This is a genomic window from Streptomyces sp. bgisy027, assembly GCF_057710365.1.
Genome location: NZ_JBYIVZ010000005.1, coordinates 58581 through 84412, shown reverse-complemented (window position 1 = coordinate 84412; position 25832 = coordinate 58581). Strand labels below are relative to the sequence as shown.

The following is a 25832-nucleotide window of genomic DNA, read 5'->3' as shown; positions in this document are numbered from 1 at the left end:
GGGGGAGGAGTGGCGCCACGCTATCGAGTGTGGGCATGAGGTGTCCGACGGATGCCCGAATTTCAGCCGAACGGGAGAGTTTCGGAACGTGTGGTGGACGGTTGTGGATCTTCACAGGCCCTAGGTTGGCGCCGTGAGTCAGCACAGGCACAGGCGCCGGGCACGGCCCAAGAAGGCGCTGAAGCAGACATGGGTCCTGATCGTCGCGGTGGTCGTCGTGACGGTCGCGGCCGGAGTGAGCCTCGGTCTCCTGGCCTCGGGCGGCGACGGAGGGTCGGCCGGATCCGAACAGGGACGGTCCGCGCCGGGGACCTCCGAGGGCGCGGACTCCGGTGTCGGCGCCGCTCCGACGCCCTCGCCCACCCGGTCGTATCCGCTCTCGGAAGCGCCACGGACGATCCCGGCCGTGCGCTCCCACACCGCGGCCCGTGGGCCCGGCTGGCGTCCCGCCGAGAACAAGCGGGTCGTGGTGAGCGACAAGGAGCTCGCCGACGAGGGGCGGCTCATCGCCGGTGAGCTGGGGCTGACGTACGCCGGGCAGAAGAACGACGTGCGCGCCGGGGACGTACGGCTCGCGCTCGGCGACGACGAGGGGGCGAACCCGGAGTCGTACACGATGACCGTGCGCGGCGGGCGGGTCGCGATCAGCGGGCCCGGCGAGGCCGGGGTCTTCTACGGGACCCGGACGCTCAAGCAGGAGGTGCACGACGGCGGTACGGCGCCGGAGGGCGTCGTGCGCGACACGCCCGCCAAGCCGGTGCGCGGGTTCATGCTCGACATCGCCCGCAAGTACTTCACCGCGGGCTGGATCGAGGACCGGGTGCGCGAGCTCGGCGACCTGAAGTACAACCAGCTGGGGCTGCACTTCTCCGACGACCAGGGCTTCCGCATCGAGTCCGAGTCGCACCCCGAGATCGTGTCCCGGCAGCATCTGACCAAGGCGCAGGTGCGGAAGATCGTCAAGCTGGCTCAGAGCCGGCACATCCAGATCGTGCCCGAGATCGACTCACCGGGGCATCTGGGAGCCGTCATCGCCGCGCACCCCGATCTCCAGCTGCGCAATGTCAACGGGGTCGCGACCCGGGGCGCCATCGACATCTCCAAGCCCGAGTCCGCGAAGATCGTCGACGACCTGCTGAACGAGTACGCCGGCCTCTTCCCCGGCAATCAGTGGCACCTCGGCGCGGACGAGTACCAGGCGCTGGTCGTCTCCGATCCCCAGGCGTCCTATCCGCAGCTCGCCAGTGCCGCCCGGAAGGCCTACGGCTCCGGCGCCACCGTCGCCGACCTCGCCACCGGATGGCTCAACGGCCGCTCCGACACCGTCCGCGCCGATGGCCGCACACCACGGGCGTGGAACGACGGGTTCTTCCGGGACACCTCCGTCCAGCCGGACAAGCAGATCCAGGTGGCGTACTGGACGGGCAAGGAGATCGGGGCCCGGGAGCCGCTCGCGTACCTGAGCACCGGGCGGAAGGTCATCAACTACAACGACGAGTTCCTGTACTACGTGCTCGGGGAGCCGCAGACCTTCGTCTACCCGACCGGCGAGCGGATCTACCAGCAGTGGACGCCGCGGGTCCTGCGGGGGACGACGGCGGTGCCCGCCAAGTACGACCCGCAGATCCTCGGCGGGTCCTTCGCGGTCTGGTGCGACCTGGCGAACTCGCAGACTGAGGCCCAGGTGGCGGCCGGGATCCGGATGCCGCTGCGGGCGACGGTGCAGAAGCTGTGGGACCCGGGCAAGCCCCGATCGACCTGGGCCGAGTTCAGGGCGCTCGCCGACCGGCTGGACTGAGCCGGATTGACCCATATGCCTGCGAATCCCTGTACGACTGTGGTGTATTCGGCCCGAGCCGAACCGATCAGCCAGGGGGAACGGGATGGGCTACTGGGGGTACTTCGTCGTGGGTCGCGGGGCGCGGCCGCTGGCGGAGCTGGACGCGCTGGCCGGCGCCGAGGGGATGGCGTTACGCGCCGAGGCGCCGGACGGCTGGCAGGTGTGGGAGTACCCGAGCGGGGACGGCGAGGTCGGCAACATGAACGACCTCGCCCGCGAGACCGGGGCACCCGCGCTCTTCGGTTACGTCATGGACAGCGCGTCGGTGGTCGTGGAGGCGGCGGCGCCGGAGAGCGGGGCGTGGACGACCTGTCTCGCGCGCGCCGTCATGGCCGGGTACATCGGCGCCTCGGACGAGGGACTGACGCTGGAGGACTACTTCCTCGAACCCGGTGACGCCGCCGAACGGGCCGTCGCCTGGGCCGCCGAGGCCGGGCACGAGGTGAACGCCGAGTCGGTGGTCGACGTACTCACCGCCGAGGCGGATCCCTTGGCCGAAAACCTGTTCTTTCGGCTGCTCGACCGGCTCGGTGTCGTGCCGCTGTGACACTCCCGGGTCGTCGCACGCAGTAAGGGGAGGTGCGGGCTCCGTTAAGGACGGTGCCTGCCAGGGGCCTGTGCGGGGACCCCGACCCTCTTAATCGACCCGCTATGGGAGGCGTGGATGAGCCTGGTGGAACTGATCGCTCAGGCCGACGAACGCGGACTGGCCGCCTCCGGGTTGGCTTGTTTGGATCGCTGCGTGCCGTTGCTCGGCGGGGACGACGAGGCCCTGCGCCCGCTGTGGGCGAATCTCGCGAGCGGCGGGGACCCCGCCGAGTGGGGCGAGCTGCTGGAGCAGGTGCGCGGGAAGCTGGGCGCCGCGGAGGTCGTGGACGACACCGACATCGAGGACGAGGCCGCGCTGCTCGCCCGGCGGATGCTGGCCGCAGCTCCCGCGGTACGGTCCGCCGCCGAGGCGCGGATCTGGGCCGACGCGTGCTCCGTCGCCTCGCTCCAGATACACCGGCTGCTCGACCCCGCCGAGGACGACACCGCCTCCGCCGAGGCGCCGGCCGAGGCCCTCGACTCGGTCCGGGCGTCCGGCGCGGGCCGGCCGCAGGGCATGTCGCCGCTCGTCGCCGCCGAACTGCGCCGGCAGGTCAGCGTCCTGGAACTCCTCGCCGGTCATGGCGCCGGCGGTCTGCGCCGGGCGCTGGAGGTGTCGACGGAGGGGCGGCGGGTGCTGCGCGCCGTCGTGTCGCGGCGGGCCCGGACACGCGGCTGACCCGGCGCTCTCAGACCACCAGCCACTTCACCACCGCGTCCCCGTACTGGGCGGTCTGCTCGTAGAAGGCGGTCAGGTCGCGGTGCGTCGCCGCGAACATGCCGCGCACCTCGGGCTCCGTCTCCGGCATGCCGTACGGCCGCAGCAGTCGCGGGCGGGCGTCGCGCCACAGGCCGTCGAAGTCGGTGCCCTTGAGGTATCCGGCGACCCTGCCCACCTGTGACGCGGTGAGCAGCAGGAACGGCGGCAGGGCCGGGTCGTTGTGGAAGACCGGCCGGCCGCCGAGCACCACGTTGGTGCGGGGGCCTTCCGGCGCGTGGTTCGGGGGGAGGCCGCAGTAGAGGAGTTCGACGTCGCCGTACAGCTTGTCGAGCACTTCCTCGCGATGGCGGCCGATCCGCTCCCGCACGATGTCCCAGTCGTCCTCGAACAGACGCTGGAACCAGGGGGCGCTGTTGCGCAGTGCCGGGGGCGGTACCGCGCGCAGATGGAAGTACATGCTCATCAGTGACTGGAGCGCACGGGAGCGGCGAAGCGTCACTCCCGTGCAAACCCGATTCCCTGGGGGAGTCCTGTGACTGTCTTCGGAGCGAGGTGGGGCGGTCCTGCGCCGGTCCGGGGAATCCGGCGGATCCGGGTGACGAATCGCAGGAGGCACACGCTCTCCAGGATGTGACGACTCAAACGGAGACCAGGCCCGCAGCCGCCACCAAGCCGGTGCGGTGGGCGGCGGACGCGGTGGCGACGATGCGCGAGGGGGCGCGGCTGCGGCTCGACTACTCGCAGCAGAGTCTGTGGCGGGTCGACCGGATGATCGAGAGCCTGCGTTGCGAGGGCACGCCGTACGCCGCCGTGGAGAACACGCTGCGCGGATTCGGCGCGTACGCCGGGGAGGTGATCGCCCGTCAGGCCGGTGCCGAGTGGTGGACGTCCGGCGGCGACCACTGGATCCGTACGCCCGACGGGCGGATGTGGGACCCGATCGACGAGGCACGGCGGTGTTTCGCGGGCGACGGGTCGCTGCGGCTGCTGTGCCGGGACGCCGTGCGGCCGTAGGCGGCCGCACCCGGACACGACCCGGCCGGGACCCCGTGAACGGGCGGGGTCCCGGCCGGGTTCGTGCTGCCCGTGGGTTACGGGGTGAGCGTCTGGCCGAGGCGGGCGCCGGTCGGGGTGCCCAGGGCGCTTCTGCCGTAGTACACGCCGCTGCCGGTGTCGATGCCGGAGCTGCCGCTGTCCAGCTGGAGGATGACGCCGTTGTAGCTGTCCTCGCCCTCCACACCGATGGCGAGGTCCGCGCGGCCCCAGCCGGAGAGGTCCTGCAGGACGACGGCGGAGCCGAACCTGTCGTTCGACTCGGTCACCCCGGCGATGCCGCTGCGGTCCTGGCTGTACCCCTGGGCGCCGGAGCCGGTCGGACCGGACGAGGTGCCCTTGAGCAGCACGGCCATGCCCGCGTTGGACCGGTTGACGCCGCTGCGGGTGATGTCCTCGCCCGGCATGCCGGCCAGGACGTCGGCGTAGCCGTCGTCGTTGTAGTCGCCGACGGAGACGGAGGCGCCGGTGGCGTCGCCGGCCTCGGCGGTACCGGGGACGCCGCTGGTGTCCTGGTGGACGGTGCGCATGCCGGTGGTGGTGAAGCCGGTCGACGTGCCGGGGACCACGGTGACCTGGCCGCCCTTGAAGGCGCCGGACTCGGCGGTGTACGGCTGGCCGATGGCGAGGTCGTCGTAGCCGTTGCCGTTGACGTCGCCCACGGCGATGGAGCGGCCGCCCTTGACGGACAGGACGCTGACCTTGGCCAGGCCGGAGGCGGTGCCCTTGAACCAGGTGACGCGGCCGGTGCCGGACTGGTCGCGGTAGTTGAGGGCCACGTCGGCGTAGCCGTCGCGGTTGAAGTCGCCGGTGGCGGCGTCGAGGTACGCCAGGGACCCGGAGGCGCCGGTGAGCTTGCCGTACTGGGTGGCGCCGCCGGTCAGACGGACGTTCCAGCTGCCGCTGTTGCCGGTGCCGGCGGCGAAGACGTCGGCCTTGCCGTCGGCGTCGAAGTCGCCGACCGTGACGGCCGCGCCCAGCTTGGCGCCGGTCCGGGTCACGCCCGAGGTGGTGTAGTTGTACCCGGAGTCCAGGCCGGGGCCGTACAGGACGGTGATCGCGCCGCGGTCCTTGGTGCTGCCCCAGTTCTCGCCGGGCGCCCCGATGGCGAGGTCGGCGTAGCCGTCGCCGTTGATGTCGCCCCAGGCGGTCGCGGTGCCGAAGTAGTCGTAGGACTCGTGGCCGCCCGGGACTCCGGGGCTGCTCTGCGTGAGGGAGCGCTTGAGCGTGGCGTCCGGCCCCTCCGTGTTGCCCGGTACGACGGTCGCCGTGCCGCCGCTGCTCAGCGCCCGGGGTGTGCCGGCGACCAGGTCGCCCACGCCGTCGCGGTTGAAGTCCGCGGTCGGGATCGCGGAGTTGGCGCCGGGGCTCGCGGCGTAGCGGCGGATCTCGGCGAGCTTGGCGTACATGGCGTCACCCGGACACTCGGTGGCGTAGCCGTCGCGGTGGCCGGAGATGGTGTTGAGGGTGGCTTCCTCGCCCTCGTTCCACACCCCGGTGTCGCCGGCCGCGGTCAGCGTGACCTTGCCGGTCGGGCTGACGCCGTACTGGCCCAGCTTCCAGGCGGCGACACGGGCCACCGACTCCAGTGTGGCCCGGGTCGGGCGGGCCGGAGCGATGCCCTGGGCGGCATCGCCCTGGAAGTCGCCGAGGATGGCGATGCCGGCGGAGTAGCTGTTGAAGCCGTAGGTGTGCGCGCCCATGACGGGCAGGTCGGTGCCGCCGGCGCGGCCCTCGAAGACCTGGCCGCACTTGTCGACCAGGAAGTTGTAGCCGAGGTCGTTCCAGCCGTTGACATCGGTGTGGTAGGCCATGATGCCGCGCACCAGCGACGCCGACTGGGCGCAGCTGTAGCTGTTGGAGCCGACGGTGTGGTGCACGAACACGGCCTGCACCTTGTCCAGGTACGTGGGCGGGTCCTCCACCCTCGACTCGTCGGCGCCCCACTGCGCCCGGGTGGTGATGGGCGGCTGGGTGACGGTGGACGGCGGGGCGGTCGGCACGGTCGCCGTCGGCGACGGGGACGCGGTGGCCGAGTCCGTCGGGGAGGCCGAGTCGGAGGGCGACGCGGTGTCCGTCGGCGTCGTGGCCGGCTCCGTCGTGGTCGGCTCCGACGTGGGCGTCCCGGTCGCGGTGTCCGTGGGAGTGACGGTGACCGGGTCGGTCGGCGTGGCGGCGGGGTCGGTCTCCGCGGCGAACGCGGCCGGCTCGAACTCGGTGCCGGTGGACTTGGTCTCGGCGGTGGTCACCACGCCGGGGTCGACGAGGTTGACCTGGAGCCCCGTCGGCAGCCCCGCACTCGCCGTGCCGTCCTCGCGGACGACCTGGACCTCGACACCGTCGGACGGGCCCACCCACCGCGGCTCCGAGGCGCCGCGCATACCCGGCTCCACGCTCTCCGGCGGATCCGCGTCCACCTCCAGGTCCTGCCAGGCGCTCCACTCGCCGGTCTCCAGGCTGCGGGTGCGCACCTGCGCGGTGCCGTCGATCTCCTTCGTGGCCCCGCTCCACGAGACGCCCAGCAGCGAGAACTGCTGCGTGCTGGTGCGCGGCAGCTCCCGCTCCCGGCTGCCGCTTCCCTTCAGCGCGAGGTCATAGACCTTCACGGGCCGCTTGGCCCGGCCCGCCGCGCCCGGATCCTCGGGCTGCCCGGCCAGGGCGTACGTCGCCACGCCCCCACCCCCGAGAACCACCGCACCGAGCGTCAGCCAAGCTCTGCGTTTCAGGCTCAATGGTCGGTACGCGTGCGACGTACGACGTGCACGTCGAGTACGACTCAAGATGAATCCCACCCCAATAGAAGGCCCTGGAGGGCCGAAGGAAGACCGGAAAGAAGTCACGCGAGGCGCATCAGTCACGAAGATGGCCTGCTTCACCAAGCGTTTTGCACCGCGCAAACGTCACTGCACCTCAACGTGAAGTGACGCCGATCACGCTCTGGTGCGGCCGATGGCGATCTGCTTCCTCGGTGACGACCTCGGGTGCTACAACACCTCGGGTGTCCGCGGCGGGTCGTTGCCGCGTACGGGCTGGGCACGTAAGCAGTGGCAGCGGGGTCCTCGCGCAGGTCCCCCCGCCACGACCTCCCCGAAAGGAGTCCGAGGTAAGTGGTCGCGATGACGCGTGCCTGGTTCGGAGTCATGTTCGTAGTGCTGGGCTGCGAGGTGCGGGCTCTTTTCGCCCTCGCCGGTTCCACGATCCTCGCGGGCGCCGGGCTTCGTCCCGGCAGCACCGCTCGTCAGGGCTGATGCTCCGGTGTCAGTTCCCCCGCCGCCGTCGTATTCGTATCAGCCGTCGGATCCGGTGAATCAGTGGCATCCGAACCCCCCGCCGCCGCCTCCGGCGCTGAATCCCTTCGCGGTCACCGCGCTGGTCACGGCACTGCTCTGCCTGGCTCCGCTGGGGCTGATATTCGGTGTTGTCGCATTGGTGCAGATTTCCAGGAAGGGGGAGCGGGGGAAGGGCCTCGCGGTTGCCGGGATCTCTGTCTCCGGTGCGGTTCTCCTGCTGGCCGGCCTGGCCTTCACGGTGGTCGACTTCCGGGTCTGGACGCCGCCCGCCCGGAGCGACGCGGGCGAGGTCGCGCAGCGGGGCTGGACCTCGTTCTCCTCGATCGAGGTCGGGGACTGCTTCAACCCGGGGTCGTGGTTGCCGGACGGGGAATCCCCGCCGCTCGGTGACGCGGGCGTGGAACTGGTCCCGTGCGAGGAGCCGCACCGGGGTGAGGCGTACGCCGGCTTCACGCTCTCCGGGGAGAGCGGGTTCCCGGGCCGCGACGCGATCATGTCGACGGCCCGGACGCGGTGCGGAAAGCTCTTCCTCGACTACTCGATGGACCCCCAGGCCTTCGGGCGTCTGCAGAGCTACTACTTCCATCCCGGGCAGCGCGACTGGGACGCCGGCCGGCGTGGCGTGCTGTGCTGGGTGGCGCGTCCGGACCGCACCGAACTCGACACCTCTGTCCGGCGGGACGCGTCCGATCTGGACCCCGAGCAGTTGGCCTTCCTGTCGGCGATGAAGCCGCTGAACACCGAAGCCATCCTGCGCCCGGCGCGCAGCCCGCGACAGGACCTCGCCGGTGCCAGGGCCTGGGCAGGCCGGATGGCAAAGGCGCAGGCCGAGACGGTACGGCTGCTCCGGGCCGCCGAACTGCCCGGGGCGAAGGAGCCGGTCGGGCAACTCGCGGCGGAACTCGACAGGGGCCTGCCGTTCTGGCGCCAGGCGTCCGAGGCGCCGGACGCCGACACCTTCCTCAGGCACCTGCGGTCCGTGGACCAGCACAACGGGGTCGAGCATCTCGGCCGGGCACGCGCTCTGCTGGGGCTCGAGACGGCCGGCCGGCCCGCCTGAGCGCTTCGGCGGCCGCTTCGAGAGCCACCGGCCGGGAACGGGGCGGCGGTCGTGTGCCGATGTGCGATTCCGCGGAGGACGGCTGGATCCGCGCTTCCCGCAGGAGGGCGGAGCACGCGCTCCGCGCGGCGGCCTCGGCCGTTACCGGCCGCAGGTGGCAGGGGCCGCCGCGTTCCCGGCAGGACACCTGGAGTCCGGCCGGCCGGAGGGGAGGTGTGGCCACGTCCTCGGCGGACGTGGCCACACGCGGTCAGGAGGGCATCAGCCGGCCCAGACCTCGGCGTCGTCGGCCGGCACGGTGGTGGCCAGGGCCAGCTCCTTGCGGGCGGCGACCGTCTTGCCGGGGTCGATGCCGGTGAAGGCGGAGTCGTAGGCGATGTAGAACGCGTCGGCGTCGCCCGCGTTCGCGGCCTTCCGCCAGGAGGCGGCCGTCTTCGTCAGCTGGTCGCGCAGCTTGCCGACCTCGGTGCCGTCGATGCCCTTCAGGCCCTTGAGGTGCGTGTCCAGGGCGTCGGCGACGGCCTTGGCCTGCGCCTTGTAGCCGGGCAGGTCCTCCTCGACGGTGTCCTTCTCGGGCTGGGTGGCCCACAGGGCGTCGTAGACCCCGTTCGAGCCCGTGAGGTACGTCTTCTGCTCCGGCTTCAGCGACTTGACGTCGGGGTTCAGCTCGCCCGTGTAGGTGCCCGACTCCTTGGTGTAGGTGCAGCTGACGGCACGGTCGCCCGTCGCCCAGCTCTCCTTGGTCGGCGTGTAGTAGAAGATCGCGACGCCCTTGGGGAGTGCCCAGGTGTCCGGGGCGAACTTGCCGGCCTCGACCGGGCACCGCTTGTCGGCGATCGCCGAGATCGCCTCGTCGCCGGGGTACGCCTTCTCCCCGGTGACCGAGAACTCACCGGCGACCTGGCCTTCGTGGGCCTCGGCGCACGGCACGATCTCGACGGTGTAGGCGGTGCCCTCGCCCTTGCTGTTCGGGTTGTAGCAGTCCCCGACGTCCAGCGAGTACACCGAGCGCTGGCGGGCCACCTTCTTGGCGCCGTCCGTGGCGCTGTCGACGGCGTCCGAGACGTCCGAGCACCCCACCGCACCGACCGCGAGCAAGGCAACCACGGCAGATATGCCGCGAAGGGAACGATAAGGGGCAGCGATTGCCATGGCGTGTACATCCTCTTAAGTGATCTTTATGGGGGCGCGCCGCATCGTATGCCATGCCGGTGGCATGGCTGTGCGAAGGCCCTTGCCTCATCACGGCGTCTCTGACTCGCGACGGCTCGCAAGGGTTGTGGACCGGCCGCTCCCGGACGGCCCCTGTGACACTTCTGTGGGGCCGGGCGCTGTTGTGCGTGGAGGGACGTGGGCAAGGGTGGCCGCGCCGCGCGGTGCGGATCCGCCACGAACCGGTACGGACGAGGACAGTTCTTGGGCCAGGGAGGGGAACCCCGCCGCGGGCGCGCGCACGACGGGGAATTGGGCGCGGCCGTCGCACGGGCCCAGGAGGGTGACGAGGCCGCGTTCGCGGTCGCCTACCGGCTCGTGCAACCCGCTCTGCTCGGGTATCTGGGCGGGCTGGTGGGGGACGACGCGGAGGACGTGGCGTCCGACGCCTGGCTGGAGATCGCCCGCGACCTCGGGCGGTTCAAGGGCGACGGGGCCGGGTTCCGGGGCTGGACCGCGACCATCGCCCGGCACCGGGCGCTGGACCACCTGCGCCGGCAGAAGGTGCGGCCCCGGTCGTCGGCCCTGGAGCAGGACGTACTGGAGCTGCCCGGTCCGCACAGCACGCACGACCAGGCGCTGGAGTCGATGTCGACCGAAGCCGCCCTGGAGCTGGTCGGCGGGCTGCCGCGGGACCAGGCCGAGGCGGTGCTGCTGCGGGTGGTCGTCGGCCTCGACGCCCCGTCCGCGGCACGCGTTCTGGGCAAGCGCCCGGGGGCGGTCCGCACGGCCGCGTACCGGGGACTGAAGCGTCTGGCCAAGCAGCTGGGCGTCCAAGGTGTGACGGATGACGGCCCCCGGACGCTGGGGGAATCGAAATGAACAGTGAGGGCGACGACGACGGCAGGGCCGCTGTCCTGCCGGACAACCGTCGCCGACCGGTCGACGAACGGGCGCGTGAGTCGTACGGGGCCTGACGTACGTACAGGCTCTACGGACTCGTAAGTCACAGCTGTCACATTGATTACGTAGGCCGCATGGGTCATCGCGACTACATGGGCCGAAGAGCCATATGGGCCCGACGGGACGTGCGCGACGCGCACGCTCCGAGGGCCGATCGAGTTGAGTCGGACAGGGACGGAAAACGGACATGGGTGAACAGCAGAACGGCGGTGGGGCCCTCGGCCGTCGGCGTGCGCACCCTGGTGCCCTCACTTCCGGGCACGGCTCGGGTCATGGCCCCGGCCACGACCCCCGCCATGGCTCCGGCCACGACCCCCGTCATGGCTCCGGACCCGCCTCCGCCACGGACGTGGCGTTCGACGACGCGGCCCTCGAAGCTCTCCTGTCGGCCGCCGTGCTGCGCGGGCACCGCCTGGACGCCGACGGCGAGCGGCGGGCCGTGGCCGCGTTCCGGGCGGCCCGGGACTCGGGCGCGCACCGGGCCCGCACCCGGCGCCGCGACGACTGGCGGCCCCGCGAGCAGCGGTGGCCGGCGTTCTCGGTGAAGACCACGCTCTCCGTGCTCGTCGCGAGCCTCACTCTCGGCGGGGCGGCGTTCGCCGCGATCGGCACGGCCGGGTTCTCGGACGACGCCGCCGACGGCAAGGGCACCCCGACCCGGTCCAGCAGCGCCTCCGACCGGCCGGCCGCCGAGCCCTCCGCGGCGTCCGGCGCCGGATCCGCGAAGCCCGACCACCCCATCACCGCCCAGGACACCGAGGCCAAGTGCCGCGCCTACGAACAGGTCGAGGACAACGGCAAGGCCCTGGACGCCACGGCCTGGCAGCGGCTCGTCACGGCGGCGGGCGGCGCGGACAAGGTGGCCGCCTACTGCGCGGAGCAACTGGCGGCGGCGAAGAACGGACCGACCGGGAAGCCCACCGAGCCGACCGGGAAGCCCACCGAGCCGGCGGAGAAGCCCACCGAGCCGGCAGGGAAGACCGCCGAGCCGACCGGCAAGGCCGACCCGGGCCCCGTCACCGGCAACGGACAGGCTCCTGGTGAGAGCGGGAACACGAACTCCGGCAGGACCGCCGAGAAGAAGGACTGACTCCGCGAGCCACTCAGGGCCCTGGGCTCTGGGCGAGCCACTCAGGGCCCCGGGCTCTGGATTCCGGGCTGCCGACTGCGGCAGGACTCCCGCCCGATATGTGCGCTGTCGCCCGTTCGGGGTGATTTCGACGTCCCCCGGGGCACGTACCGAGGCAACGGCCGGGGCCGCCACCCTTGGCCGGGCAGAAGTATGAAGGGCCTCTGAACAGGCGCTTTGCTGTCCAGGTGCTAGTTCCTGCTTCCTGTCTAGATCGGCCCTCATCTAGGTGTTTCTGGCCGTTCCTGACTGCTACTGGTCACGCGTTGGTCACGTGACCAATTGTCGGGTCGGTCCCTGAGGGCCGTGGGGACGACCCCGTAGCGCGAGGCCGGTTCATGGTGAATTCTAGTACGACGGAATATGTCGAAGTAGACTTAGACGTAATTCGTTGTGGTCGAGGTGTAGGAGCGCGAGTGACGAAGAGCCTGCTGGCCAAGCCGGACGACGTGGTCGACCGGGACCGGGAGTGGGATCTACTCATGGAATTCCTCATTGATCCGGACCCGGCGATGCGGCTCGGCATCGTCTCCGGGCGGCGGCGGCATGGGAAGTCGTACCTTCTCCAGGCCCTGTCTGAGCAGGTCGGCGGCCTGTACGTCACAGCGGTCCGGGAGGAGGGGCGGCTGCCCGCGATCCAGCGGTTCAGTGACGCGGTCGCCACCCACGCCGGCCTGCGGCCGGGGAGCCTGCGCCTGACCGACTGGCGTGACGTCCTGTCCAACGCCCTTGACGTGACCGCCCGTTCGGCGCACCCACTCCTGGTGATCGACGAGTTGCCGTATCTGCTCCAGCACTCGCCTGAAATCCCGGGACTGCTGCAGCAGCTCTACGACGAACGCCAGCGGGGTGCCCGACCTGGCGCCGGACCGGGTCCGCGGCTGATCCTGTGCGGCTCCGCGATGAGCGTCATGCACGAACTGCTCTCGGGGACCAAGCCGCTGCGGGGACGCGCCGTGGTCGATCTACGGCTGGGCGCCTTCGACTACCGGGACAGCCGGGCCTTCTGGCAGATCGCCGACCCGCTGACCGCGCTGAAGGTGCACGCGGTCCTGGGCGGAGCCCCTGGCTACCGGCCGGTGGCTGCCCGACCGCATCCGGACGACGGCTTCGACACCTGGCTCACCAGGACGCTGCTCGACCCGGGGAGGGCGGTGTACTCGCGTACCGAGACCGAGTACCTGCTGCGCGAGGACCCTAGGATCACGCAGCACACGCTGTACTACGACATCCTCACCGCGATCGCGAACGGGGCCACTACCCCGAGCAAGATCGGTGCTGCCCTGGAGCGCCCGCGCAACGCCGTCGCCCACCCGCTCGGAGTGCTGGAATCCACCGGCTACGTCCGGCGGGAACAGGACATCCTCCGCTCCAAGCACCCCGTCATCACGCTCGCCGACCCCGTGATCCGCTTCAACCAGCTCATCACCCTTCCGCAGGCCGCCGCCGTGGAGCAGGGTTTCGCCGAGCAGGTGTGGCAGCAGGCGGCTCCCACCTTCAACTCCAAGATTCTGGGGCCGCACTTCGAGGACTTGGCCCGCGACTTCACCCGTCGTTACGCCCACACCCTGTTGCCCGGTGGACTGCCCGGCCCGGTCGGTACCACCGAGGTCGCCGACCAGGCCGCGCGGACCAAGCGCGAGGTCGATGTCATCGCCCTGGCCGCCGGCGAACGTCCGCAGGCTCCCCGGGCGAGGATCGCGCTGCTGGGTGAGGCCAAGGCGACCGCCGCGCGCAGGGGGACCGGGGACCTGGAACGCCTGGAACATATCCGCGCCCTGCTCGCGGATCAGGGCTACGACACCTCTGCCACCACCCTGGCTCTGTACTCCCTGCACGGCTTCTACCCGGACCTGGTGGACTTGACCGATCGCCGTGACGACCTCCTCCTGGTCGATATGTCCACCCTCTACAGCGGCTGAATCCAGGAACGGTCAGTCTCCGAACCAGGCGCGTAAGGGGTGGCATGTGGCAGCCGGTATGGGACCAGGCCCTGGTGGCTCAGTTCGAGCGCGCCTGCGGGTTTGTGCACGGGGGGAGTCCGTCGCTGCCGGGGCAGGGGTCAGGGTCTGGTCAGTTCGAACCAGACCGATTTGCCGCGGCCGCTGGGGGAGTTGCCCCAGGAGGAGGCCAGGGCGTCGACGATGAGGAGTCCGCGGCCGTGTTCCGATTCGCTGTCCGGCTCGCCCGAGGCGAGGACGGGTGCCGGTAGTGGTGGCCGTGGATCGGAGTCGCGTACGTCCACGCGTAGCCGGTCGGCGTATTCACGGAGCCGGATCTCGACCTCGCTGTCCGCGTGCACCAGGCCGTTGGTGACCAGTTCGGTGACGGCCAGCTCCAGGTCGGAGGAGACGGCTTCCCAGTTCCACGCCCGTGCCTGCGTGCGCAGGAAGCCGCGGACGTCGGCGACCGCACGGAGGTCGTGGCGCTCGACGGACGTCCGGGCCACCCGCTGGCGCCGGTCGGCGCCCAGGCCCAGGAACTGGGCGATCAGCAGAACCGCGTCGTCGTCCCGTAGGTCGCCGGCGCCCGTGATGTCGAGGACGCGGTCGGCCAGCACCTCCAGCCTGAGGTCGCCGGGGGCCGCGAGGTGCGCATGCAGCGCCTCGACGCCGTGATCGAGCGGGACCGAACGTGAGCGCACCAGTCCGTCCGTGTAGAGGACCAGGACGGTTCCCTCGTGGAGCGGGGCGCGTCCCGAGCCGTAGCACGTGTCGGGGCGGACGCCCAGCGGTGTTCCCACGGGCAGTTCGGGGGTCGTGAAACGCCGGCCGGGGTGGCCGAGCAGCGGTGCCGGGTGGCCTGCGGACGACACTTCGACGGATTCGGCTTCCGGGTCCAGCCACACGCAGCAGCAGGTGGCGAGCAGGTCGGTGCCGAGGCCCACAAGGAGCCGGTTGGTGCGGGTGAGTACGTCCGCCGGGCGATGGCCTTCGGTGGCGTAGGCGCGGACGGCGCTGCGGATCTGTCCCATGAGCGCGGCCGCACGGGGGGTGTGGCCCTCGACGTCCCCGACGACCAGGCCGATGCCGCCGTCGGGGAGGTTGACCACGTCGTACCAGTCGCCGCCGACGGTACCGGTCGTCGGCGTGACGTAACGGGCCGCGATGTCCACCTCCCCGTGCTGGGGAAGGGCGGCGGGCAGGAGGCCCTGTTGCAGTTCCTGGGCCAGCCTGCGTTCGGTCTCGAACTGCCGTGCCCGTCCGATGGACTGGGCGAGGAGCTGTGCCACCGTGGCCAGGGCGGCTCGTTCCTCCGCCCTGAAGGTACGGCGGTGGTCGAAGCCCAGGGCGAGCGTTCCGGCGCCGTGGTCGTCCGTCGCCAGGGGGAGCAGGCAGTAGGCCGCGATCGGTTCGTCCGTGTCCACGGCCTCGAAGAAGAGCGGCCGCTCCGGGGGCGGTCCCGCGCCGGTGGACGCCTCCTCTTCCAGCGTGCCCGTCGAGGCGCGCACGAGCCGCGCCGCGAGGGCGGGGCCGGATCCCGCGTAGCCGAGCAGCCGTGGTCGTCCTGCGTCCACGACCGAGATGGCGAGGCACCGGGCTCCGAAGGGTTCCATGATCCGTGCGATCGCCGTCTCGACGACGTCGCGGAGGCCGGGGGCCTGGCTGAGTTCGGCGGCGAGCCGGCCGATCTGGTGGACGAGCGACAGACTCACCGACTCGAGCACGGCGTCCTCTCCCGAGGGGGGAGCCAGGATGAATCTCGGTACCTCGGGGAAGTGCCGCCCAGGGGGCAGGCCGCCCCGCCGCAGCAGGGCACGGGACAGCTCGGCCGTGAGGCTCCGGCAGCGGTGCCGCACCCTGGCCGATTTGGCCGCCCAGCCGACCGGATCGGCCCACACCAGCACGATGACCCCGAAGGCCCGCCCCTCGTCGTCGGTCAACGGGGTGGCGACTATCGCGTACGGGAACGGCATGACCGGGCGGACACCGCTGGGTGTCTCACTGCGGACGCGGACGCACTGGCGGCCGGTGCGGTAGGCGACGGCTCCGGTGTACCGGTCGTCGTCCACCGGGTGGCGGTCCGCCACGGTGAAGACCGACATGGGGTCACCCACCACGATGACGTTGGCGAGCGTCCGCCCGTCCTCCAGCGGGACCATAGCGGTGCCGGTGGTCGCCTGAAGCTCGTGCACTGCGTGCTGCAGCGTGGCGGCGAGCATCCGGTCCTCGGCGCTGAGAGCCGTCATGGGGCCGACCGCTCTCGCGAGATTTCCCTCGTCTCTCATCGCCGCTCCAGAGGGCCGATCCCCTTGTTCGAGGCTATACCGCAATGCCACCGCTTTCGCATCGACCGGTACGTCCACGGAGGCTCTGCCGGTGCTTCCGCCGGTGGCGTTCGTGCCGGCTGCCACGGCCATGACCGGTGCCCGCGACGAGCCGGGCGGTGCGCCGAGCGTAGCGCCGGGACACCCGTTCCGACCTCGGCGGACGGAACGTTTTCCGCGCACAAAGATGCGTCAGCATGTCGTTGACCGGCGCTCTTCGGCAGAGCCAGGGTGAAGGGGACATCGGATTCCGATCACGTGTTTCCGGTCACCGAACTGCGTGCAGGAGGCCGCGATGCTCCAGACAGAAACCCGCGAACTCTTCTTCCAGCGCTGCCGCTGGTGCGGCACTCCGGCCTACCGGCGCTCGAGCTGCCGTGCCTGCGGTTCCAGGGCCTTCAGCCGGGAACGCGGCGCGGGTACCGGAGTCGTAGTACGCCGCAACGGCCACGCTCAGCACAACATGTGGTTCGTCGCGATGGACGAGGGCTTCAATCTGCTCTGCCAGGTCACAGGGACGGCGCCGGTCGTGGTGGCGGTGGGCGCGCGGGTGACCGTCGTACGAGGGGTCGACTCCCACGGCGAGGGCCTTCCCGTCGTCGAACTCCTCCACCCGGCACCGGCGTTGGAGCGCTGGTGGTGACCGGATCCGGGCGGGACGATCAGAGAGGAGGGTGCGTGAGCACCCCACCCCAAGGGCGAGGCGCGCTGGACGGCCTGCGCATCGCCGACTTCTCCCGGGTCCTCGCCGGGCCCTACGCCACCATGCTCCTCGGCGATCTCGGCGCCGACGTGATCAAGGTCGAGCGGCCGGGCACCGGGGACGAGACCCGGGCCTGGCACCCACCTGCGGACAGCGACGGCGCGTCAACCTATTTCCTGAGCGTCAACCGGAACAAGAGGTCGGTCGTCCTGGACCTGACCACGGAGGCCTGCCGCGAACAGGCCCGCGCCCTGGTCGCCGAGTGCGACGTGGTGGTGGAGAACTTCCGTCCCGGCACGATGGAGCGGCTGGGCCTGGGGCATGAGGAGCTCCGCGCCCGGCACCCGGAGTTGATCTACTGCTCGATCAGCGGCTTCGGCAGCGGGGCGGGTGCCGCGATCCCCGGATACGACCTGCTGGTGCAGGCCGTCGGCGGCCTGATGAGCGTGACCGGGACCGCGGACGGGGAGCCGGTGAAGGCGGGCGTGGCCCTGGTCGATGTGATCACCGGCCTGCACGCCTCGCTCGGCATCCTTGCCGCCCTCCGGCACCGCGATGCCACCGGAGAGGGGCAGCGGGTGGAGGTGAACCTGCTCGGCTCGCTGCTGTCCGCGATGGTCAACCAGGCGTCCGCGTTCGCTGTGGCGGGTGTGGTGCCGGGCCGCATGGGCAACGCGCATCCGAGCATCGCCCCGTACGAGACACTCCCCACCGCCGATCGTCCGCTCGCCCTCGCGGTGGGCAACGACCGGCAGTTCGCGGCGCTCGCCGAGGCCGTGGGCGATCCCGCCCTCGCGCTCGACGACCGCTTCCGCACCAATGCCGACCGGGTCGCCCACCGTGCCGAACTGCGGGACATCCTGACCAAGCGGCTAAGTGCCGAGGGCGCCGACCGCTGGTCGACCGTCCTGCTGGCCGCCGGCGTGCCCGCCGGGCCGGTCAACACGCTCGATGAGGCATTCGCCTACGCGCAGAGGCTCGGCCTTCCCGGCACCGTCGACATCCCCGCCGACGGGGAGGAGGGCCGGCCCTCCCGCCAGGTCGCGCACCCCATCGCGCTGAGCCGCACACCCGCGCAGTACCGGCTGCCCCCGCCCGGCCTGGGCCGGCACAGCACGCAGATCCTCTCCGCGGCCGAGACCGATCCGACCACCTGATTTCCCCATACCGACAATCAAGGAGCCCGACATGAGCGGCAAGCCGCTGAAGGATCCCCTCGACCTGCTCGACATCGCCTCCGTCCTCACCGACGAGGAACGCGAGATCCAGGCCACCGTCGCCAAGTTCCTCGACGACCGGGTGCGCCCGCACGTCGGTGAGTGGTTCGAGAACGCCCACTTCGCCCGCGAACTCGCCCTGGAACTCGGCAAGTTGGGGGTGCTCGGCATGCACCTCGAAGGCTACGGCTGCGCCGGCACCAACGCCGTGTCCTACGGCCTGGCCTGTCTGGAGCTGGAGGCAGCGGACTCCGGTTTCCGCAGCTTCGTCTCCGTTCAGGGCTCTCTGTCGATGTTCTCCATCTGGAAGTGGGGTTCGGAGGAGCAGAAGCTTCAGTGGCTGCCCCAGCTTGCCGCCGGTGAGGCGATCGGTTGCTTCGGCCTGACCGAGCCCGACTTCGGCAGCGACCCGGCCGGCATGCGCACCCGGGCCGTGCGCGACGGCGGCGACTGGATCCTGAACGGCTCCAAGATGTGGATCACCAACGGCGGCATCGCCGATGTGGCCACCGTCTGGGCGCAGACCGAGGACGGCATCCGGGGCTTCCTCGTGCCGCGCGGCACACCGGGCTTCACCACCCAGGACATCAAGCAGAAGATGTCGCTGCGCGCGTCCATCACCTCCGAGCTGTACTTCGACAACGTACGGCTGCCCGACTCGGCGCGGCTGCCGCACGCCGAGGGCCTGCGCGGACCGCTGTCCTGCCTGAACGAGGCCCGCTTCGGCATCCTGTTCGGCGTTGTCGGCGCGGCCCGCGACAGCTTGCAGACGGCCATCGACTACGCCGACTCGCGGGTGCAGTTCGGCAAGCCGGTCAGCGCCTTCCAGCTCACCCAGAAGAAACTCGCCGACATGACCGTGTCCCTGGGCGGCGCGGCCCTCCTCGCCCTGCACCTCGGCCGCCTCAAGGACCAGCACCGCATCAGGCCCGAGCAGATCAGCGTCGGCAAGCTGAACAACGTACGTGAGGCGATCGCGATCGCGCGGGAGTGCCGCACCGTCCTCGGGGCCAATGGCATCTCCCTGGAGTACTCGCCGCTGCGCCACGCCAACAACCTGGAATCGGTGCTCACTTACGAAGGCACCAACGAGATGCACACGCTGGTCGTCGGTCAGGCGATCACCGGCTACCCGGCGTTCCGCTGACCACCCGAGACCGAAGGAAGGCGACCGTGAACATCGTCGTACTCGTCAAGCAGGTCCCGGACACCGCTGCCGAGCGCACCCTGTCCGAGACCGATCACACCCTTGACCGCGAGGACGCCGATCTCGTCCTGGACGAGATCAACGAGCGCGCCGCAGAGGAGGCCCTGACCCTCAAGGAGGCGGTGGGCGCCGAGGTCACCGTAGTGTCCATGGGGCCCGAATCCGCGCTCGACGCCATCCGCAAGGTCCTCGCGATGGGCGCCGACCGCGGCATCCACATCTGCGACGACCGGCTCCAGGGCGCCGACATCGTGACCACCGCGAAGGTGCTGGCAGCCGCCGTACGGACCGTGGCGGACGTCGACCTGGTCCTCGCGGGCGACGCGACGACCGACGGACAGGCGAGCGCGGTGCCCGCTGTCGTCGCGGACCTGCTCGGCGTGCCGCAACTGACGCACGTCCGGGAGCTGACCGTGGACGCGGGACGGGTGCGCGCGGAGCGCGAGACCGAGAACGGCGAGGTGACGCTCGACGCACCGCTTCCCGCGCTGGTCAGCGTTACCGAGAAGATCAACGAACCGCGCTACCCCTCCTTCAAGGGGATCATGGCCGCCAAGAAGAAGTCGGTGGACACGGTCGACCTCGACGACCTGTTCCCCGACTTCCCCGACGCGGACGGCGCCGGGTTCCTCGTGACCCGCACCCGCGTCGTGGCGGCCGTGCCGCGTCCGGCGCGGGCAGCCGGAATCCGGGTCACGGACGACGGCTCGGCAGGCCGGCAGCTCGTCGACTACCTGATCGCCCAGAAGCTCGTCTGAACCGCCCAGACCGGGAAGCAGGCACCCATGCCCGACGTCCTCGTCCTCGTCGACCACGACGGGGAACGTGTCCACAAGTCCACCTACGAACTCCTCGCTGCCGCAAGGCGGTTGGGTGACCCGGCCGCCGTGGTGGTGGGAAGCCCGGGTACGGCGGCCCGCCTCAAGGACTCCCTCGCACGCCACGGCGCCACCCGCGTCTACTCGGCCGAATCCACCGAAGCCGAGGAGTTCCTCGTCACTCCGGCCGTCGATGCCCTGGAACTGGCGGTCCGGGAAGCCTCCGCCGCCGTTCTCGTCTCCGCGACGACGGACGGCAAGGAGGTGGCCGGGCGTCTCGCCGCGCGGCTGGACGCCGGTCTGCTGATCGACGCGGTCGACCTCGACTCCTCCGGGGAGGTCACCCAAATCGTCTTCGGCGGCTCCTGCACCGTGCGCTCACAGGTCACCCACGGCCTGCCGGTGATCGCCGTTCGGCCAGGCTCCGTCGAGCCGGAGGAGCATCCTGTGGAGGCGGCGGAGCGGGAACTCGCCCTGCCGCCGGTCGACCCCGCGGCATCCGCCCGCATCACCGCCCGTCGCGCCGCGCTCGCGGGTGACCGTCCCGAACTCACCGAGGCGAGCGTCGTCGTCTCCGGCGGACGTGGCGTCGGAGGAGCGGACGGCTTCAAGGTGGTCGAGGAACTGGCCGACGCCCTGGGCGGAGCGGTGGGCGCCTCGCGCGCCGCGGTGGACGCCGGCTACTACCCGCACCAGTACCAGGTCGGTCAGACCGGCAAGTCCGTCTCTCCTCAGCTCTACGTCGCCCTGGGCATCTCCGGGGCCATCCAGCACCTCGCCGGGATGCAGACCTCCAAGACGATCGTCGCGGTCAACAAGGACCCCGAGGCGCCGATTCTCGCCCTCGCCGACTACGGCGTGGTGGGCGATCTGTTCGCCGTGGCTCCCCGGCTGACCGAGGAAGTGACCACCCGCCGCGCGGAGAGCTGACACGGTGGAACGAGCATCGAAGCCACCTTGCCCGGCATCAAGTCGCTCGCCCAGGAAGCCTGCTGAAGGGCGTCGCAGCCCGAGCCCTTCCCCTCCGGACCGACAACACCTCGACGAAGCGGTGATGTACCCGTGCCCACCGAGCACGCCTGCCAGTCCGCGGCCGAACTCGCCGCACAGCACCTCGAATCGCTGCGCCCCTTCCTCCAACCCGGTCATCCGACCGGGGGAGGGACGGGTGGCATCGGTGACTGGCCGCTGGGCGCATCGGCCCTGCTCGTCGTCCTTGCCGGCCTCCAGGCCGATCGGCCCGGTGAGCTGACGCTCTGGCACGCCCGTGCCGGCGATCGGATCCGCCAAGCCCTCGGCCTGCCCGGCGCCGGGACCGAGGGCCTCCGGCCGGGGCGGCAGCCACGGGGGTGGGAGGCGTTGGCCGTCGTACAGCAGAAGGCCCAAGAGCTGCTGACCGACCTGGCCGACGGCAGCCGCCTGGGCCGGCCGGGCGAGCTGTCGAGACAACTGGCGCTGGTGGAGGACGCGCTCGCCGGGGCACTGCGGCGGATGACTGTGCCGGAGGAGGCATCGACGCGTTGCGCGGGGGCGCTCGCGGAGGCCGCCGGTTCGCTGTTCGGCCTACGCCCGTCCGCACGCCCGACCTCGCTCCTGCCACCTCCGCCTGCGGCCCTGCCGGACGCGAAGCCTTCTCTCCCGCCCGACCTGACCGCGAGCATCCTGTTCTAGCCGGGTCTTCAACGTGGCCGTGCCGTCGCTCGGCGGCCTCGACGAAGCCGATGCTGTGGTCCTCGACGCCAGGCATGTCGGCGTGCGGCGACCATGCAGGGCTGGGCCCTCCGCGCCGCTACCGGCTCATCACGCCGCCAGCCGCCGGAACCGGCTGCGGTGGAACACCAACGGCGCCCGGTCGGGTTCGGCCTTCAGGCCGTGGATCTCCAGCAGGACGATCGTGTGGTCGCCGCCTTGGAACTCGGAGTGGACCGAGCAGTCCAGCCAGAGGCTCGCACCGTTTACGTACACACTGCCGTCGTCGCCGGCTTCCCAGCCGACGTCCGCGAACCGATCGCCGTTCCTGGCGGCCAGCGAACGGCAGACCAGATCCTGTCCCTCGGCCAGGACGCTCAGGCCCAGGCGGCCCTGATTCCGCAGCCGCGGCCAGGTCGACGAGGTGTCCTGGACGCAGACCGACACGAGAGCCGGCTCGAGGGAGACCGGGGTGAACGTGCTCGCGGCCATGCCCACCGGCGTACCGGAATCCAGCGCGCACAGAGCCGTCACCCCGGACGGGAAGCAGCCGAACGCCTGGCGTAGCACGACAGGATCGGTCGGTGTCGTCGCGAGCGGGCTCATCGGACGTCCTCCTGACCCGAGAGAATCGCGCCCAGCTTCCGCAGCGAGCCGTTGTTGCCCGCCACGTGCTGGGCGACGCAGCGGACGTCGCGCCAGCGGCGCTGCAGCGGATGGGAGCTGTAGAGCCCCGAGCTGCCCGACAGCGTCATGATCTCGTTGAGGATGCGGCTGCCCTCGTGGTGGATGTGCTGGTGGCCGCCGGTGTAGGCGAACCACTCCACCGGGGTGGGCTCCTCACGCGCGAGCGCCCGGTCCATGACGACGCGGCCGGTCTGTTCCAGCAGGGCGTTCAGGGCCGCGGTGCGCAGGTGCAGTTCGGCGAACTTCTCCTGGAACACCGGGTCCTCACCGATGACGACCCCGGGGTTGAACGCCGGCCGCTTGGTCGCGGCCAGTTCGGCGAGGTCGTCGAGCGCGCCCTCCAGGCAGCCGATGACCACGGCGTCGTGGGAGGCGCCGGTGGCGGTGTACGGCAGGCCGTAGAAGGGGGCGGGGATGTTGTTGTCGCCCACCAGCGGCCCCGTGAAGCGCTCGGGCACGAAGACGTCGTCCATCGTGAAGTCCGTGCTCTGCGTGGCCCGCAGGCCCACCGCGTCCCAGGTGTCGAGGAACGCGGCCTGCTCCGGGCGGACCAGCGCGACCCGCATCTCCGGGCGGCCGTCCGGCAGCGGGGACGCGCCCTCGACCACGAAGCCCGCGAGCATCCAGTCCGGGGTGAACGAGCCACTGGCCAGCGGCCAGCGCCCGCTCAGGCGGTAGCCGCCTTTCACCGCGGCCGCCCTGCCCTTCGGGGCTATCGCCCCACGGAGCATCACGTCGGCGCCGTCGCCGAACACCTCCTTCTCCAGCGTCTCCCGGGGCAGCGACCGTACGAAGAACCAGGCCATCGAGGCCGCCTGGACGGTCCAGCCGGTCGAGCCGTCGGCCCGCGAGAGCTCCCGGACCACGCGGGCGCTCTCCACCAGGTCCAACTGCTCACCGCCCCAGGCCCCGGGCAGGCTCATCCGGAACGCACCGGCCTGGCGCAGAGCGGCGATGATCTCCGCCGGAACGGCCCGGGCTGCCTCGGCCTCGGCGGCACGTGCCGCGATCTCGGGCAGGTACGCCCGGACGCGGCGGAGCACGCCGTGGTCGGATTCCTGGCCGCGGGACGAGGTGGACTCAAGCAATGTCGTCATGATCGGTCCTTGTGCATGCGTGCGGTCCTTGTGCATCGGAACCGCGTATGGCTGATGGAGGAGGGCGTCTCAAACGGCTTGCGGAGTACGGCCCTTGAGGTGCGCTGGCGACGGAACGCCCGGTCACTGCTCGCATGATGTGGGGCGGGGCGAGGGTCCTGCTTGTGTCCGGGAGCACCGGTAAGTTGCGTGGCTGAGAACACGTGCCCGGAGCCGGTTGCGGATCGCCCGGAGAGACTTACCATTCCTCGCCAGGAGTGCCGTCCGAGCCCGTTCCTCGGGGGCCGGACGCGCCGGGAGGAGGGCCGCATGCCCCGGATCACGACGCCGAGCGACGGCACGGCCACCGACAGACTGGAGTGCTGGCGGGACGCCGTCAGCCGGAACCTCGTACCCCTGGAGGTCCTGCCGCGCGAGAGCGCCGACTTCAGCGGATCACTGCATGCCGTACAGGTCGGCCAGGTCCAGATGTCGGTCATCTCGGCCGCACCGCACAGCATCGCGCGCACCCGCCGGCATATCGCCTCCGACGCCCCCGATTTCTTCCAGCTCACCGTGCAGCTCACCGGGCAGGGCGTATTGACCCAGCGCGACCGCCAGGCACACGTGGGGCCGGGTGAACTGGTCGTCTACGACACGCGCCGCCCGTTCACCTACGACCTCCACCAGTCCCACACCGGCCTCGTGCTGATGTTCCCGCGGGCCATGCTGCCGTTGGCGGAGCGTGATCTGGTGCGCGTGACGGCGACTCCGGTGCCCTGCCACGACGGCCTCGGTCAGGTGGTACTGCCTCTTCTGCACGGGCTGGCGCGGCAGATGGAGCACCTGGAGTCCCGCGGCACGCCCCGCCTCGCCGACAACGTGGTCGACCTGATCGGCACCCTGCTCGCGGAGCACGCCGACGCGGACCGGACCACCGAAGAGGCAGGACCGGGCCCGCTCACCGAGCGCGTCCTCCTCTACATGGAGCAGCGGCTTGCCGACCCCGGGCTGAGCCCCGAGGGGATCGCGGCTGCCCACCGCATCTCCCGCCGCTACCTGTACAAGTTGCTGGCGGCGCAGGGGTACACGGTCTCGGGCTGGATCCGGGAACAGCGCCTCGCCCGCTGTCGGCGCGAGCTCACCGATCCGGCCCTGGACCACCTACCGGTCGGTGCCATCGGCGGGCGCTGGGGCTTCGCCGACCCGGCCCACTTCAGCCACGCCTTCAAGGCGGCGTACGGCATGAGTCCCCGGGAGGCGCGCACGGCGCGTCCTTGACGTCGGCCGGTGTGCGCATCAGGAGTGAAGTAACCGGTTTTGTAAGATTTCCGATGTGCCGTCAGGCGGACCGATAGCGGAAGAAGCCCTCTCCCGACTTGCGGCCCAGCAGGCCCGATTCGACCATGCGGCGCAGCAGCGGGGGAGGGGCGTACAGCGGTTCCCGGTACTCCTCGTACAGGGCCTCGCCTATCGCCGCCACCGTGTCCAGGCCGATGAGGTCGGCGAGGCTCAGCGGCCCCATGGGGTGCGCGCAACCGGCGGTCATCCCGGTGTCGATGTCCGCCGCCGTCGCCGTACCGGAGCCGACCATGCGCACGGCCGCCAACAGGTAGGGAATCAGCAGGGAGTTCACCACGAAGCCGGCGCGGTCCTGCGCGACGATCGTCTTCTTTCCCAGGATCTCGCCCGCGAAGGCACGCACCCGCAGCTCCGTCGCCTTCGAGGTGTGCAGCGAGGGGATGACCTCGACCAGCGGCATGACGGGGACCGGGTTGAAGAAGTGCAGGCCGACCACCGTGTCCGGACGTCCGGCCGCGGCGGCGAGCCGGGCGATGGGAATCGAGGAGGTGTTGCTGGCCAGTACGGCCGCCGGATCCGTGACCACCTCGCCGAGTTGCCGGAACAGCGCCGTCTTGGCCCGCTCGTCCTCGACGGCGGCCTCGATGACCAGGTCCGCCCCGGACAGGCGGGCGAGGTCGTCCGTGACGGAGATTCCGGCCAGGGCGTGTGCCCGGTCGTCGGGCGCGAGGGCACCGCGCTCCTCCGCCTTCACCAGGGAGTCCGCCACGCCCGCCAGTCCTGCCCGTGCCCGGTCCTCGGTCACGTCGCACAACGTGACGTGCAGCCCCGCCCTGGCGCAGACCTCGGTGATGCCCCGGCCCATCTGGCCGGCGCCCACGACACCCACGTGCTTGATCATTGTCATGCGCTTCTCCGCCTGTCCCTCCGTCGGGCGGCGGTTCGACCGGCGCCGCCACGGTGTGTGCTGCCGTGTCGAGCGTAGGCCGGGTGCACCCCCTCTGACCTGCTTGGACAGTGCGTCATCCGCGTACAAACATGCGTCGGTACGATGCCGGCCGGAGCCCGGA

General features: G+C 71.1%; 23 protein-coding genes. 16 read left to right on the top strand and 7 right to left on the bottom strand.

The genetic code is table 11. The annotated features are described in order from the left end of the window. Nucleotides 1-133 precede the first annotated feature (133 nt). From AC3ETA_RS07075 to AC3ETA_RS07065, 3 genes are all read left to right on the top strand, one after another. Nucleotides 134-1798, top strand: a complete 1665-nt coding sequence (locus tag AC3ETA_RS07075; RefSeq protein ID WP_432191932.1) for a beta-N-acetylhexosaminidase — start codon at nucleotides 134-136, stop codon at nucleotides 1796-1798. An 85-nt stretch (nucleotides 1799-1883) separates the two neighbouring features. Beyond that, entirely contained in the window at nucleotides 1884-2387 is a 504-nt protein-coding gene (locus AC3ETA_RS07070) for a hypothetical protein (RefSeq protein WP_432191931.1), read from the top strand. Nucleotides 2388-2504: 117 nt separating this feature from the next. Then, nucleotides 2505-3107, top strand: coding sequence for a hypothetical protein (locus AC3ETA_RS07065; protein ID WP_432191930.1), 603 nt, complete (start codon nucleotides 2505-2507; stop codon nucleotides 3105-3107). Nucleotides 3108-3117: 10 nt separating this feature from the next. Here AC3ETA_RS07065 and AC3ETA_RS07060 read toward each other — a convergent pair whose 3' ends face one another. Continuing rightward, on the bottom strand, nucleotides 3118-3612 hold the full coding sequence (locus tag AC3ETA_RS07060; protein ID WP_432191929.1) for a DUF1877 family protein: 495 nt from the start codon (nucleotides 3610-3612) through the stop codon (nucleotides 3118-3120). Nucleotides 3613-3779: 167 nt separating this feature from the next. Here AC3ETA_RS07060 and AC3ETA_RS07055 point away from each other — a divergent pair, with 167 nt between their 5' ends. Continuing rightward, nucleotides 3780-4163 (top strand): hypothetical protein, encoded by a 384-nt coding sequence (locus AC3ETA_RS07055; protein ID WP_432191928.1) that lies wholly within the window; start codon nucleotides 3780-3782, stop codon nucleotides 4161-4163. Nucleotides 4164-4240: 77 nt separating this feature from the next. Here AC3ETA_RS07055 and AC3ETA_RS07050 read toward each other — a convergent pair whose 3' ends face one another. After that, nucleotides 4241-6874, bottom strand: coding sequence for an FG-GAP-like repeat-containing protein (locus AC3ETA_RS07050; RefSeq protein ID WP_432191927.1), 2634 nt, complete (start codon nucleotides 6872-6874; stop codon nucleotides 4241-4243). A gap of 435 nt (nucleotides 6875-7309) precedes the next feature. Here AC3ETA_RS07050 and AC3ETA_RS07045 point away from each other — a divergent pair, with 435 nt between their 5' ends. Further along, entirely contained in the window at nucleotides 7310-7450 is a 141-nt protein-coding gene (locus AC3ETA_RS07045; RefSeq protein WP_432191926.1) for a hypothetical protein, read from the top strand. 7 nt (nucleotides 7451-7457) lie between these two features. Then, entirely contained in the window at nucleotides 7458-8552 is a 1095-nt protein-coding gene (locus AC3ETA_RS07040) for a DUF4190 domain-containing protein (RefSeq protein ID WP_432191925.1), read from the top strand. Between the two features lie 261 nt (nucleotides 8553-8813). Here the strand turns inward: AC3ETA_RS07040 and AC3ETA_RS07035 are convergent, their stop codons facing one another. Beyond that, nucleotides 8814-9704, bottom strand: a complete 891-nt coding sequence (locus AC3ETA_RS07035) for a septum formation family protein (protein ID WP_432191924.1) — start codon at nucleotides 9702-9704, stop codon at nucleotides 8814-8816. Nucleotides 9705-9968: 264 nt separating this feature from the next. Here AC3ETA_RS07035 and AC3ETA_RS07030 point away from each other — a divergent pair, with 264 nt between their 5' ends. From AC3ETA_RS07030 to AC3ETA_RS07020, 3 genes are all read left to right on the top strand, one after another. After that, nucleotides 9969-10586, top strand: coding sequence for an RNA polymerase sigma factor (locus AC3ETA_RS07030; RefSeq protein ID WP_432191923.1), 618 nt, complete (start codon nucleotides 9969-9971; stop codon nucleotides 10584-10586). A 268-nt stretch (nucleotides 10587-10854) separates the two neighbouring features. After that, nucleotides 10855-11757, top strand: a complete 903-nt coding sequence (locus AC3ETA_RS07025) for a hypothetical protein (RefSeq protein ID WP_432191922.1) — start codon at nucleotides 10855-10857, stop codon at nucleotides 11755-11757. Nucleotides 11758-12212: 455 nt separating this feature from the next. After that, nucleotides 12213-13718, top strand: a complete 1506-nt coding sequence (locus tag AC3ETA_RS07020; protein ID WP_432191921.1) for an AAA family ATPase — start codon at nucleotides 12213-12215, stop codon at nucleotides 13716-13718. Between the two features lie 140 nt (nucleotides 13719-13858). Here the strand turns inward: AC3ETA_RS07020 and AC3ETA_RS07015 are convergent, their stop codons facing one another. Continuing rightward, complete coding sequence (locus AC3ETA_RS07015; RefSeq protein WP_432191920.1) at nucleotides 13859-16024, bottom strand: ATP-binding SpoIIE family protein phosphatase; 2166 nt, start codon at nucleotides 16022-16024, stop codon at nucleotides 13859-13861. Between the two features lie 334 nt (nucleotides 16025-16358). Here AC3ETA_RS07015 and AC3ETA_RS07010 point away from each other — a divergent pair, with 334 nt between their 5' ends. From AC3ETA_RS07010 to AC3ETA_RS06985, 6 genes are all read left to right on the top strand, one after another. Then, on the top strand, nucleotides 16359-16706 hold the full coding sequence (locus AC3ETA_RS07010; protein ID WP_432191919.1) for a Zn-ribbon domain-containing OB-fold protein: 348 nt from the start codon (nucleotides 16359-16361) through the stop codon (nucleotides 16704-16706). Nucleotides 16707-16741: 35 nt separating this feature from the next. Then, nucleotides 16742-17923: a CaiB/BaiF CoA transferase family protein gene (locus tag AC3ETA_RS07005; protein ID WP_432191918.1), complete on the top strand. Its 1182-nt coding sequence runs from the start codon at nucleotides 16742-16744 to the stop codon at nucleotides 17921-17923. Nucleotides 17924-17954: 31 nt separating this feature from the next. Then, nucleotides 17955-19130, top strand: a complete 1176-nt coding sequence (locus tag AC3ETA_RS07000) for an acyl-CoA dehydrogenase family protein (protein ID WP_432191917.1) — start codon at nucleotides 17955-17957, stop codon at nucleotides 19128-19130. A 26-nt stretch (nucleotides 19131-19156) separates the two neighbouring features. Further along, the gene (locus tag AC3ETA_RS06995; protein WP_432191916.1) at nucleotides 19157-19948 is read left to right on the top strand and encodes an electron transfer flavoprotein subunit beta/FixA family protein; all 792 of its coding nucleotides are present in this window, start codon (nucleotides 19157-19159) and stop codon (nucleotides 19946-19948) included. A gap of 27 nt (nucleotides 19949-19975) precedes the next feature. Continuing rightward, nucleotides 19976-20938, top strand: coding sequence for an electron transfer flavoprotein subunit alpha/FixB family protein (locus AC3ETA_RS06990; protein ID WP_432191915.1), 963 nt, complete (start codon nucleotides 19976-19978; stop codon nucleotides 20936-20938). A 132-nt stretch (nucleotides 20939-21070) separates the two neighbouring features. Further along, nucleotides 21071-21679, top strand: coding sequence for a hypothetical protein (locus tag AC3ETA_RS06985; RefSeq protein ID WP_432191914.1), 609 nt, complete (start codon nucleotides 21071-21073; stop codon nucleotides 21677-21679). A gap of 129 nt (nucleotides 21680-21808) precedes the next feature. Here AC3ETA_RS06985 and AC3ETA_RS06980 read toward each other — a convergent pair whose 3' ends face one another. Then, entirely contained in the window at nucleotides 21809-22303 is a 495-nt protein-coding gene (locus tag AC3ETA_RS06980) for a flavin reductase family protein (protein WP_432191913.1), read from the bottom strand. Next, nucleotides 22300-23481 carry an acyl-CoA dehydrogenase family protein gene (locus AC3ETA_RS06975; protein ID WP_432191912.1) on the bottom strand — a complete coding sequence of 394 codons (1182 nt, stop codon included), beginning with the start codon at nucleotides 23479-23481 and terminating at the stop codon, nucleotides 22300-22302. Before AC3ETA_RS06975 ends, AC3ETA_RS06980 begins: the two co-directional genes overlap by 4 nt. Before the next feature lie 309 nt (nucleotides 23482-23790). Here AC3ETA_RS06975 and AC3ETA_RS06970 point away from each other — a divergent pair, with 309 nt between their 5' ends. Then, nucleotides 23791-24741: an AraC-like ligand-binding domain-containing protein gene (locus AC3ETA_RS06970; protein WP_432191911.1), complete on the top strand. Its 951-nt coding sequence runs from the start codon at nucleotides 23791-23793 to the stop codon at nucleotides 24739-24741. A 61-nt stretch (nucleotides 24742-24802) separates the two neighbouring features. Here the strand turns inward: AC3ETA_RS06970 and AC3ETA_RS06965 are convergent, their stop codons facing one another. Then, entirely contained in the window at nucleotides 24803-25669 is an 867-nt protein-coding gene (locus AC3ETA_RS06965) for a 3-hydroxybutyryl-CoA dehydrogenase (protein WP_432191910.1), read from the bottom strand. Nucleotides 25670-25832: the final 163 nt, after the last annotated feature.